Source organism: Serratia proteamaculans (assembly GCF_013337185.1).
Lineage (GTDB): Bacteria > Pseudomonadota > Gammaproteobacteria > Enterobacterales > Enterobacteriaceae > Serratia > Serratia proteamaculans_D.
Genome location: NZ_SWDE01000001.1, coordinates 943,100 through 954,585 on the forward strand (window position 1 = coordinate 943,100; position 11,486 = coordinate 954,585).

The following is an 11,486-nucleotide window of genomic DNA, read 5'->3' on the forward strand; positions in this document are numbered from 1 at the left end:
ATGCGCCAACGCCGGATCCCCTGTTTACTGATGCGCGGTGGTACTTCCAAAGGGGCTTTCTTTCTCGCCGGGGATTTACCCGCCGACCCGAACCAACGCGATAAAGTCCTGCTGGCGGTGATGGGTTCCCCTGACCTGCGGCAGATTGATGGCCTCGGCGGCGGTGATCCGCTGACCAGCAAGGTGGCGATCGTAAACCGCTCACAGCGTGACGACGCCGATGTCGACTACCTGTTCGCCCAGGTCAGCGTTGACCAACCGCAGGTGGACTATGGCCAGAACTGCGGCAATATCCTGGCGGCGGTAGCTCCGTTCGCCATCGAACGCGGATTGGTTAAGCCCGGCCCGACGTCAACCGAAGTGCGGATCTTCATGCAGAACACCGGGCAGATTGCTCTGGCCCGCATCGCCACGCCCGAAGGTGAAGTGCAATACGACGGGGAGCTGGCAATTGATGGCGTACCTGGCCGCGCAGCGGAAATCGTGCTGACCTTCAGCGATATTGCCGGTTCCAGCTGCGGCTCGTTGCTGCCAACAGGCAATCCGCAGGACAGCTTTGACGGCGTGGCGGTGACCTGTATCGACAACGGTATGCCGGTGGTGTTACTGCGTGCGGCGGATGTTGGCCGCAGTGGCTATGAAACCCGCGAACAACTGGATGCCGATCAAGAACTGAAAGCCCGTCTGGAGAGCATCCGCCTGCAGGCCGGGCCAAAAATGAACCTCGGTGATGTCAGCCGGCGCACGGTGCCCAAAATGACCCTGATTGCCGAAGCCCGTCACGGTGGCACCCTCAGCAGCCGTACCTTCATTCCGCACCGTTGCCATGCCTCTATCGGCGTTCTGGGCGCGGTTAGCGTTGCCACCGCCTGCCTGATCCCCGGCAGCGTCACCGAGGGTCTGGCCCAGGTCAGCGATGGCGCAGAGCTGCGTCTTAGCGTTGAACACCCCAGCGGCGAGTTCAGCGTGTTGCTCCAGCGCGATCCAACCCAAAGCGGCGCGGCCTCGCTACTCGGTGCCGGTTTACTGCGCAGTGCACGGCTGATTTTTAGCGGTGAAGTCTGTATTCCCGGCGCGGTATGGCCTCAATAACCAAGGAGCATCCATGAGCTTAGCTCTCCCCTCGGTAGCGTTAATCGGCTTTGGTGAAGTCGGCGGCATTCTGGCGCAGGAGCTGCGCGCGCAAAACATTACCGTCAGTGCTTTTGACCCACAAGCCTCATTGGCAATGGCAGAGAAAGCGGCGGCCTGTGGGGCTCACTTCGCCGCGACGCTGCCACAGGCGCTGGAAGGTGCAACGCTGGTGTTTTCCGCCGTCACTGCCGCCAATACGCTACGGGTTGCGCAGCAGTGCGCGCCGTTGCTGCATCCGGGCCAAACCTTTCTCGATCTCAATTCTGCGGCTCCCAATACCAAACGCGCCGCCGCCGAGGCAATCAGCGCCAGCGGCGCGGTTTACGTGGAGGTTGCGGTGATGGCCCCGGTTCCGCCCAAGCGTTTGAAAACGCCCCTGCTGCTGGGCGGAAAGGATGCCATGCCGGTTAGCGCCCAGCTCAACGCCCTGGGGTTCAACAGCCAGGTCTACAGCTCTCACATCGGGGAAGCCTCGGCAATCAAAATGTGTCGCAGCGTCATGATCAAGGGGCTGGAAGCCCTGACCACCGAATGCCTGCTCGCCGCCCAGCGTTACGGTGTCGAACAGCCGGTACTCGATTCCCTGCACGCCAGCTTCCCGTCACTGGGTTGGGACCAGCAGTTGCCCCACTACCTGATCAGCCGGATTGCGGAACACGGCAAGCGCCGTGCCGAGGAGATGCGCGAAGTGGTGCAAACGCTGCGGGACGTTGGCATTGAGCCACACCAAAGCCTGGCGACCGTCGCCAGCCAGCAGGGCCTGGTGGACGCCATGAGCGCCCAGAGACTGGCCTATTCGGAACTGACGCCTTTCGTTTGGCAAACCGCATTGGGCAAAATTTACCCCACCGGTGATTAACATCAAAAAAACCAAAATATTTCACCAGCCGAATATTGTTAACAATCTCATAACGGCGTATTTTGTACCAAATGATTCATAGCAAGCTAATCATCTACCCATTTGGGGGCTACAACGCCCTCTTTTCACTGGAAAACAATGCGATGAAATATCTCTCCTCTTCCTTTGGCGCTCTGGCCCTGATGGCATTAGCCGGCACGGCATCCGCCGCACAACTCAATAACGCCCAGGCAAATCAGGTGATCGCCAGCGTGCAGTCAACCCTGAAATCGCAAAACAGCTTCGGCTGCGTGGCAGTGGTCGACAGCAGTGGCACGTTGCTGGCCTTCCAGCGTTTCGACGGTTCCCCGTTGGGCTGCGTCGATGCCTCCATCGGTAAAGCGCGGACCTCTGCACTGTATCGTGCCCCCACGTTGAAATTTATGCAGCGGCTGCAAAACGGTGAAACCACCGTACTGAGCATTCCGCACGTGGTGGCGCTGGGCGGCGGTTATCCACTGACGCTGAACGGCGAAGTTGTTGGTGCTGTCGGTGTCAGTACGCCGAAGCAGGAGATTGACAACCTGGCGTCCCAAACCGCCGCCGGGACGCTGAAATAAGCCCAGCCTGGCCTTCCCGCTCGAGGAACTGATTATGATTTCAATTTCACGCCGCCGGCTGGTGCTGGCTTCGGCGAGCCTGTGGGCGGTTGGCGTTGTCGGCCAAAACCTGCTGGGCCGCGCCGCATTGGCTCAGTCGCAACCTGGCACTATGCCAGACAACTTTCTGGCTATTTCGCGCCTGCTGACCGACATTCCACTGCCGGATCCGCACCTGGCGCAGCGACTTTATGTCGCGCTGCAGCCTCTGTTTCCACAGCTTGAGCAGCAGCTTGACGTGCTGGCCGCTTTGATGGCGCAGCATGCCGACCTGGCCGGCGAAGACTTCCACGCGCTGATTCAGAGCCAGCCTGCCCCCCTCGCTGCGCTGTACCAGTCACTCATCGGCGGCTGGTATCTCGGCGTGATCGGCGATCCGGCCAGGCCAATCTGTATCGCTTTTGAAAATATCATCAGTTATCAACGGGTGCGCAACTCGCTGATGCCGCCAAGCTATTGCCCTGGCGAACCCAACTTTTGGACTCATCCCCCGCGTAAGGAGACGGCGCATGTCTGATTCATTAAATGCCGATGTCGTGGTGATCGGCGCCGGTATCGCCGGTTCGTTGGCGGCATTGAAAATGGTGCAGGCCGGAGCTTCGGTGTTGATGCTGGAGTCCGGGCCGGAAATCAAACGCGATGAGGCCGTCGAGCTGTTTCGCAACTCGCCGTTCAAAGGTGACTTCACCGAACCCTACCCACCCGAACCCTGGGCACCACAGCCGAAATTTATCCCGACGGACAATAACTATTTGATCCAGAAAGGCCCGGATCCGTACCGCGCCCAATATTTACGCGGCGTCGGCGGTACCACCTGGCACTGGGCCGGGCAGGCTTTTCGTCTGCTGCCAAACGACATGCGGATAAAAACCCTGTACGGCGTCGGCCGCGACTGGCCAATCAGTTATGAACAGTTGGAACCTTATTATTGCGAAGCGGAGTACCAGATGGGGGTGTCCGGCGACAGCGAACTGGACTCGCCGCGCTCACGCCCCTACCCGCTGCCCGGCATCCCTCTGCCTTACGGTTTTGAACGCCTTAAACAGCGCATCGCCGGGCTGGGTTACCAGGTGGGCATCGGCCCGCAGGCGCGCAACAGCGTACCTTATGACGGCCGTCCGGCCTGCTGTGGCAACAATAACTGCATGCCGGTTTGCCCGATCGACGCGCAGTATCACGGCGGTATTTCGGCGCGTAAAGCCCTGGCAGCCGGCGCGCGAATTATTGCCAATGCCGTGGTTCATCGTATTGAGGCAAATGAACAGGGACAGATCGTGGCGGTGCACTATCTCGACCGCAACAAGGCCAGCCATCGCGTCACCGGCAAATGCTTCGTGCTCACCGCCAACGGTATCGAAAGCCCAAAAATCCTGCTGATTTCCACCAGCGAACGCTACCCGAACGGCATCGCCAACGGCTCCGGCATGGTGGGCCGCAACCTGATGGACCACCCCGGCAGTTCGGTGGAGTTCTACGCTGATGAACCGGTCTGGTTTGGCCGCGGGCCAATGCGCCCAGGCAGCATCAATAACCTGCGTGATGGTGCCTTCCGGGCGGAACGCTCAGCGCTGCGTGTTGACGTGTCCAATACCTCACCGGTGCGCTATCTGACCGAAAGACTGATCCGCCAGGGTTACTACGGCAAAGCGCTGAACGACAAGCTGGCCTTCCAGTCCGAGCGCTATATACAGCTGAAGTGCCTGCTGGAAATGCTGCCGGAACCGGAAAACCGCGTTCAGCTGAGTCAAACCGAAAAGGATGCCTGGGGCATTCCCAAACTGGAGGTGTACTACAAATTCCCGGAGTATGTTCACCGCGGCTATGACCAGTCCATGCTCGACTTTCAGCGTATCGTCAAGCAAATGGGCGGTAGCGAAGCGATTTACAGCAAACGTGGCCTGTATGACAACAACCAGCATATCACCGGCACCATGATCATGGGCCGCAGCGGCAGCGACTCGGTGGTGGACGGCGACTGCCGCAGCCACGATCACCCTAATCTGTTTATCGCCGGTACCGGCGTGATGCCCTCGGCTTCGACCGTTAACTCAACCCTGACCGGTGTGGCGCTGGCGCTGCACATGGCCGACCGGGTGTTGGACAGCCTGAAAGGAGGCATGGCGTGAAAAAAACCTTACTGGCGTTGCTGCCGCTGCTGTTCAGTAGCCCTCTGTGGGCACAGCCTAATGGCGCAGAACTGATCAAACGCGGCGAATATCTGGCGCGCGCCGCCGACTGTACCGCCTGCCATACTGCGCCGGGCGGCCCGGCGTTTGGCGGTGGCTATCCGGTTAATACTCCGTTCGGCGTGATTTATGGCACCAATATTTCCGCCGATAAACAGTTCGGCATCGGTAACTGGAGCGACGATGAATTTGTTGCGGCGGTGCGTGAGGGTGTCGGCAAAGATGGTGGTCAGCTATACCCGGCCATGCCTTACGATGCCTTCACCAAAATGACCCGCGACGATGTGCTGGCGATCAAGGCTTATCTGCTGTCACTGCCGGCGGTAAAACAGGCCACACCGAAAACCGATCTCTCCTTCCCGTTCAACCAGCGCTGGGGAATGCATTTCTGGAAATGGTTCAACTTTGACCAGGGTGAGTTAAAACCCGATCCGGCACAGAGTGCCCAGTGGAATCAGGGGCGTTATCTGGTCGAAGCCCTGGCCCACTGCGGCACCTGCCATACCCCACGGAACCTCACCATGGGCATGGACAACGGCAAAGCCTTCGCCGGTGGCGATCTCGGAGCCTGGACTGCCTATAACATCACGCCAGACAAAAACGCCGGCATCGGCAACTGGTCACAGCAGGATCTGGTCGGTTACCTGAAAACCGGCAATGCACCTGGCCGTGCGTCGGCGTCGGGTCCAATGGCCGAGGCGGTCGAACACAGTTTGCAGTACCTGCCGGAGACGGATCTGCAGGCGATCGCGGTTTATCTGCGCAGCGTTCCGGCCATCGCCGATGAGCAGCAAAGCCGGCCACGAGACAGCTGGGGCAACGCCACGCAGGATTATCTTGACCGACGCGGTGACGGTAATTCCCCGCAGGACGGTGCCGCGCTGTTTAACGGCAACTGCGCCACCTGCCACGGTGCGGAGGGGGGTGGCATCGGCAAAGGGTTCCACGCCTATCCATCGCTGTTTAACCATGGCAGCACCGGCGCGGCCGAGGGAAATAATCTGGTTTCAGCGATCCTGGGCGGCGTGCACCGTGACATGCAGCAAGGGGAGATCCTGATGCCGTCATTCGCCAGCGAACTCAGCGACTCGCAGATTGCCCAGTTGAGCAACTACGTCAGCAAGCAGTTCGGTAACCCGGCCGCCGCCAACGTCAGTGCCGAACAGGTGCAGAAACTGCGCGCCGACGCCGGACTCCCCCAGCCGCCGACGGTTTTGCAGGGCGACAAACCCTGATCCCCCCCACCAGGGTAATGCCGTTCTTACCCTGGTGATCCCCCCTCACAGTTCCCGCTGAAAATAATTGATTGTTTTGTCATAAGAATTTAGAACTGACTGACAATAATTCAAACACAGGGGTATGGGGATGAGTTCACAAACGACGGTGATTGACGCACGTCAGTCGCGGCAGGCATTACTGGCCGGATCGGTCGGCAACTTTATCGAGTGGTATGAATTCGGCGTTTACGGTTTTCTCGCCACCGTGATCGCCGCCAACTTCTTCAGCCTGCAGGGCGAAAGCGAAATCACCAGCCTGATCCTGACCTACGCCGCCTTTGCGCTGGCTTTCTTCTGTCGGCCGATCGGCGCGGTGATTTTCGGTCGCATCGGCGATCGCATTGGTCGCCGACCGACGCTGATCGCGGTATTGCTGCTGATGACGGTAGCCACGGCGCTGATCGGCGTGATGCCCACCTATGCCTCTATTGGCGTCGCCGCCCCGCTGCTGCTGACCCTGTTGCGCATGTTCCAGGGGCTGTTTGCCGGCGGTGAGTTTGGCGGTGCGGTGTCGCTGATGACCGAGTTCGCGCCCAAGGGGAAGCGCGGCCTGTTCGGTGCCTGGCAATCGCTGACCGTCGCGTTCGGGCTGCTGGCCGGTGCCGGGTTGGTGGCGTTGTTGGCCGCGTTATTGACGCCGGAACAGCTGCACGACTGGGGCTGGCGCATTCCCTTCCTGCTGGCACTGCCAATGGGCGCGGTGGCATTGTGGCTGCGGTTGAAACTGCAGGAAACGCCCACCTTTACCCAGGCCCAGCAAAACCGTAGCTCGACGACGCAGCCACCGGCAGTAAAACTGAGCGGCGTAGCAAAAACCATTGCTTTGGGCATTGGTCGCATGATGGGCTGGTCTGCCGCCGGTTACACCTTTTTGGTCGTCATGCCCTCCTACCTGCAAACCTCGCTGCATGCCACCTTCCAGCAGGCACTGGTCGCCACGGTGCTGGCCAACATCGGTTTCGCTCTGACTATTTTGCCTGCCGGTATCCTCAGCGATAAGCTGGGACGCAAAACGGTAATGCTAACGGCGGTGGTGGCGGTTATTCTGTTTACCTTCCCGCTGCTGCACCTGTTGCAGGACCCGCAAAGTTCACTGCTGACCAAAGGTATCGCGGTGATGATTGCCGGTGCGGTGGTCGGCTTGCTGGCCGGTCCCGGCCCGGCCATGCTGGCAGAAATGTTCCCCACCCAGGTGCGTTATACCGGGCTGGGGCTGGCCTACTCACTGTCCAATGCGGTGTTCTCAGGCTCCGCCGGGTTAATCATCACCGGGCTTATCAAGCAGACCGGCAACCTCGATATCCCGGCCTACTACGTGGTAGCGACCTCAGTGGTCAGCCTGTTCGCGCTGATGACCCTGCGCCGCGACGATCATCTGCGTTCGCTTAACGAAGGCTAAACCCTGTCGGGCGCCCTGCGCGCCCTGTATTCCCTACGGTGATTTTGATCACACCCGTAAAATGTTAACGTTAACTTTTGTGATTAACATCGCAATCCCTCACTTTGATGGCTTTATCTGGCGCAAAGTTAACGTTAACAATAGAGCCAATTTCATCCATCAGGGCATTCCACATGAACCGCGAAACAAAAAAATATTATGTGCTCCTCAGCGGCCTGTTGTTTTTCTTCTTCTTTACCTGGTCGTCCAGCTTTTCACTGATCTCTATCTGGCTGAACCAGAAAATCGGCCTGAAAGGAACAGAAACCGGGCTGATCTTCGCGGCAATGTCGATCATGGCGCTGTGCGCCCAACCGCTGTACGGCTTTATTCAGGACAAGCTTGGGCTGCGTAAGCACCTGCTGCTGTTTGTCGGCGTGCTGCTGTTGCTCACCGGCCCGTTCTTTATCTACGTCTACGCCCCGCTGCTACAGACCAATCTGGTGGTCGGTGCACTGGTGGGCGGCGTGTTTGTCAGCCTGGCTTTCAATGCCGGTATTGGTGCGTTGGAATCCTATACCGAACGAGTCAGCCGCATCGTCGGTTTCGAATTCGGCCGGGCGCGCATGTGGGGGTCATTGGGCTGGGCCAGCGCAACCTTCTTTGCCGGCTTTAACTACAATATCGACCCCAATATCAACTTCTGGATCGCCTCGGCCTCGGCGGCGGTGTTCCTGCTGTTGCTGTGGCAAGTGCGTGAGTTGAAACCCAACGCCATGGCCGGTCTGGAATACGGCAAGCCGGAAAACCTGAAGTTGCAGGATGCACTGGCGCTGCTGCGCCTGCCGGGGTTCTGGGCACTGGTGGTGTTCGTTCTCGGCACCAGCATCTACGGCGTGTTTGACCAACAGTTCCCGGTGTATTTCGCCTCGCAGTTCCCCACCCATGAGGAAGGCAACCGCATGTACGGTTTCCTTAATTCGCTGCAGGTGTTTCTGGAAGCCGGCGGCATGTTCCTGGCCCCGCTGCTGGTCAACCGCATTGGCATCAAGCAAAGCCTGTTGTTGGCCAGCAGCGTGATGGCGCTGCGCATGGTCGGTTCCGGCTTTGCCAGCGGCGCACTGATGATTTCCGCCATGAAACTGCTGCACGCCGTGGAATTGCCCATCCTGCTGGTGGCGATGTTCAAGTACATCACCACCCGCTTCGACAGCCGCCTGTCCTCCACGCTGTACCTGGTGGGCTTCCAGTTTATCAGCCAAATTGTCGCCGGTTTTCTGGCACCGCTGGCCGGTTATGGTTACGACCGCATCGGCTTTGCCGACACCTATTTGCTGATGGGTTGCGCGGTGGCCGGAACCACGCTGATTTCCTGCTTCCTGCTGCGCGGCGAGACCGTCGCCAGTGCGCCTCAATTTCAATCCACGTTAAAATCAAGTGAGCCAACCCAATGAAAAATGCCTTAGCTCAAGCCGATCATGCGGTCGAAGCCCTGCGCGCTCAGCGTCAGGATCTCTACTACCCGCGCTTTCATCTGGCCCCGGCCGCCGGCTGGATCAACGATCCCAACGGCCTGGTGTGTATTAATGGCGTTTATCACGCGTTCTACCAACACCACCCCTACGACCAGAACTGGGGGCCGATGCATTGGGGCCATGCCACCAGCCGGGATCTGGCGCACTGGCAGCACCAACCGATCGCTCTGGCCCCCGGCGACGACTATGACAAAGACGGCTGTTTCTCCGGCTGCGCGGTGGATGATAACGGCGTTCTGACGCTGCTCTATACCGGCCACGTCTGGCTGGGCAAAGCAGGCGATGATGACCAGGTGCGCGAGGTACAGTGCCTGGCCACCAGCGAGGATGGGATCCACTTTGTTAAACACGGGCCGGTGCTGTTGCCGCCGGAAGGTATTGAGCACTTTCGTGACCCTAAAGTCTGGCGAGCCGATGACCTTTGGTGGATGGTGGTCGGAGCCAAAGAGAACGGGCTGGGACAGGCGCGTCTTTATCGCTCCAGCGACCTGCGCAACTGGCAGTTCGACCGCGTGCTGAGCGGCGCGCAGACGCTGAGTCAGGGCTTTATGTGGGAGTGTCCGGACTTCTTCCCGCTGGGCGAAAAACAGGTTCTGTTGTTTTCACCTCAGGGGCTGGCGGCCCAGGGTTACCGCAATCGCAACCGCTTCCAGAGCGGCTACTTACTCGGCCACTGGCAACCGGGCGAGGACTTCGGCATTACGCAGCCCTTCAGCGAACTGGACAGCGGACACGATTTCTATGCGCCGCAAAGCTTCACCGCCGCCGATGGCCGCCGCATGCTGTTCGCCTGGATGGATATGTGGGAATCCCCGATGCCGAGCAAAGCGCACGGCTGGGCCGGTGCACTTACCCTGCCGCGCGAATTGACGCTGGCAACCGATGGCAATGTGCTGATGAACCCGGCACGGGAACTGACGGCGTTGCGCAGTCAGCCACAGTCGTTTGCTGCGGTTACATTGACCAACCAAAGGCAAGCTCTGGACGGCGAAGTGCAAGAATTGATATTGACGCTGAACCTGACCAACAGCGATGCCGAACGCTATGGCATCGCCATCGGCAACGCGGCAAGGCTGTACGTCGACAATCAGGCCCACCGTTTGGTGTTGGAGCGTTTTAGTGAGGAGCCAGGGCTGTGCGGCTGTCGCAGCGTACCTTTGCCGCAGGGGGACGAACTGTCGCTGCGAGTCTTTATTGATCGTTCATCGCTGGAGGTGTTCGTCAATCAGGGCGTGGCCTGTCTGACCAGCCGTATCTACCCGGCCGACGGTCAACGCGGCGTTAGCCTGTTTGCCGAAAGTGGACAGGCGCAGTTTGCTGCATCACAGGGCTGGGAGCTGGAGAGTATCTGGGACTGACCGTCCGGTTAATGGCAGGGGCGCCGCATGCTGCGCCCCATCGCTCCCGGAGTCACAGTGACTCGCGCAGCAACAGCGGGCACGCCACTTTTCGCGTCTCCCGGTGATCCAGTTGATTAATCAGGTGCAGCGCCGCCTGACGGCCCAGTTCGTAGTGCGGCAGCTGTACCGTGGTCAGCGGCGGCAGGAACAGTTGGCCGATGCCAACCATATTGTCATAGCCCAGCACCCCGACCTGCTGGGGGATTTTCCAGCCCTGCGCCAACAGCACCTGATAGACGATAAACGCCACCCGATCGTTGCCGCACACCACCACATCGCAATCACGCTGCCCCGGCGAGAAGTGTCGTTGCAGCAGTTCCACGCTGTCGCGGTAATGCTCGTCACCGTCGGTCAGATCAAGATGATATTGCCGCAACTGCTCAACGTCGCCACCGGCTTCACGCCAGGCTCGTTCCAGTCCACGGCGGCGCAATCCGGCCGCCAGGGTGTTCTCCGGCAGGTGAATACACAACGGCGCACGATACCCTTTGGCGATCAGTGTGCGCATGGCATCGTACTGCCCCTGCTCATCATCGGGAATGTAGCTGGCAACCGCATGTTCCGGGCTGACGCAGTTGGCCAGCACCAGCTTTTTATCCAGCAATTTGGCAGGCAGGCTCACCTGCCGCAGCCCCATGGTGGTGAAGATCACCCCGTCCGGCCGATGCGCCAGCAGCAGATCGATGGTGTGCTCCGCGCTGTCATCGGCGAACAAGTTGACGACAAAGCTGTTCCAGCCGTGTTCACGCGCGGTTTTTTCAATCGACAGGATCATGTCCACCGAGAAAGGAGTGGTCGCAGTATCCAGCGCCAGCACGCCGAGCGTTTGCACCCGGCTGCTGTCACCGCGAATACGCCGCGCCGCGAGGTCGGGCACGTAATCGAGTTGGTCAATCGCCAGCTTAACGCGTTGGTAGGTGTCCGGCCGCAGCTTGTCGGGCTCGTTGATGGCGCGGGATACCGTCATTAACGATACCCCGGCAAGTTTGGCAACGTCTTTCAGCGAGGCCATGCGCCCTTCTCTGTGTCGGATAGAAAACCAGATAATCCCACAACTTAGCGCCGGACTCTAGCCCGCT

10 protein-coding genes are annotated in these 11,486 nt (G+C 59.6%); 9 read left to right on the top strand and 1 reads right to left on the bottom strand.

Annotated elements, in window-relative coordinates; genetic code table 11:
- From FCL49_RS04375 to FCL49_RS04415, 9 genes are all read left to right on the top strand, one after another.
- The gene (locus FCL49_RS04375; RefSeq protein WP_174352565.1) at positions 1–1,092 is read left to right on the top strand and encodes a 4-oxalomesaconate tautomerase; all 1,092 of its coding nucleotides are present in this window, start codon (positions 1–3) and stop codon (positions 1,090–1,092) included.
- Positions 1,093–1,105: 13 nt separating this feature from the next.
- Positions 1,106–1,993: a DUF1932 domain-containing protein gene (locus FCL49_RS04380; RefSeq protein WP_174352566.1), complete on the top strand. Its 888-nt coding sequence runs from the start codon at positions 1,106–1,108 to the stop codon at positions 1,991–1,993.
- Positions 1,994–2,136: 143 nt separating this feature from the next.
- Positions 2,137–2,592 (top strand): GlcG/HbpS family heme-binding protein, encoded by a 456-nt coding sequence (locus FCL49_RS04385; protein ID WP_438827226.1) that lies wholly within the window; start codon positions 2,137–2,139, stop codon positions 2,590–2,592.
- A gap of 34 nt (positions 2,593–2,626) precedes the next feature.
- Entirely contained in the window at positions 2,627–3,148 is a 522-nt protein-coding gene (locus FCL49_RS04390) for a sugar dehydrogenase complex small subunit (protein WP_174352567.1), read from the top strand.
- Positions 3,141–4,757, top strand: coding sequence for a GMC family oxidoreductase (locus tag FCL49_RS04395; RefSeq protein ID WP_174352568.1), 1,617 nt, complete (start codon positions 3,141–3,143; stop codon positions 4,755–4,757). Before FCL49_RS04390 ends, FCL49_RS04395 begins: the two co-directional genes overlap by 8 nt.
- Positions 4,754–6,052: a c-type cytochrome gene (locus tag FCL49_RS04400; RefSeq protein WP_174352569.1), complete on the top strand. Its 1,299-nt coding sequence runs from the start codon at positions 4,754–4,756 to the stop codon at positions 6,050–6,052. The genes FCL49_RS04395 and FCL49_RS04400 overlap by 4 nt, the downstream gene beginning before the upstream one ends.
- 130 nt (positions 6,053–6,182) lie before the next feature.
- On the top strand, positions 6,183–7,493 hold the full coding sequence (locus FCL49_RS04405; protein WP_174352570.1) for an MFS transporter: 1,311 nt from the start codon (positions 6,183–6,185) through the stop codon (positions 7,491–7,493).
- A 173-nt stretch (positions 7,494–7,666) separates the two neighbouring features.
- Entirely contained in the window at positions 7,667–8,926 is a 1,260-nt protein-coding gene (locus FCL49_RS04410) for an MFS transporter (protein ID WP_174352571.1), read from the top strand.
- Positions 8,923–10,365 carry a glycoside hydrolase family 32 protein gene (locus FCL49_RS04415; protein WP_174352572.1) on the top strand — a complete coding sequence of 481 codons (1,443 nt, stop codon included), beginning with the start codon at positions 8,923–8,925 and terminating at the stop codon, positions 10,363–10,365. Before FCL49_RS04410 ends, FCL49_RS04415 begins: the two co-directional genes overlap by 4 nt.
- Before the next feature lie 52 nt (positions 10,366–10,417).
- Here the strand turns inward: FCL49_RS04415 and FCL49_RS04420 are convergent, their stop codons facing one another.
- Positions 10,418–11,419, bottom strand: coding sequence for a LacI family DNA-binding transcriptional regulator (locus tag FCL49_RS04420; protein WP_174352573.1), 1,002 nt, complete (start codon positions 11,417–11,419; stop codon positions 10,418–10,420).
- Positions 11,420–11,486 lie beyond the last annotated feature (67 nt).

Excerpts from the sequence above, each read along its gene's own strand:
- FCL49_RS04410 (WP_174352571.1), top strand. The coding sequence starts at position 7,667 with ATGAACCGCGAAACAAAAAAATATTATGTGCTCCTCAGCGGCCTGTTG.
- FCL49_RS04415 (WP_174352572.1), top strand. The coding sequence starts at position 8,923 with ATGAAAAATGCCTTAGCTCAAGCCGATCATGCGGTCGAAGCCCTGCGC.
- FCL49_RS04405 (WP_174352570.1), top strand. The coding sequence starts at position 6,183 with ATGAGTTCACAAACGACGGTGATTGACGCACGTCAGTCGCGGCAGGCA.
- FCL49_RS04395 (WP_174352568.1), top strand. The coding sequence starts at position 3,141 with ATGTCTGATTCATTAAATGCCGATGTCGTGGTGATCGGCGCCGGTATC.
- FCL49_RS04420 (WP_174352573.1), bottom strand. The coding sequence starts at position 11,419 with ATGGCCTCGCTGAAAGACGTTGCCAAACTTGCCGGGGTATCGTTAATG.
- FCL49_RS04385 (WP_438827226.1), top strand. The coding sequence starts at position 2,137 with ATGAAATATCTCTCCTCTTCCTTTGGCGCTCTGGCCCTGATGGCATTA.
- FCL49_RS04390 (WP_174352567.1), top strand. The coding sequence starts at position 2,627 with ATGATTTCAATTTCACGCCGCCGGCTGGTGCTGGCTTCGGCGAGCCTG.
- FCL49_RS04380 (WP_174352566.1), top strand. The coding sequence starts at position 1,106 with ATGAGCTTAGCTCTCCCCTCGGTAGCGTTAATCGGCTTTGGTGAAGTC.
- FCL49_RS04375 (WP_174352565.1), top strand. The coding sequence starts at position 1 with ATGCGCCAACGCCGGATCCCCTGTTTACTGATGCGCGGTGGTACTTCC.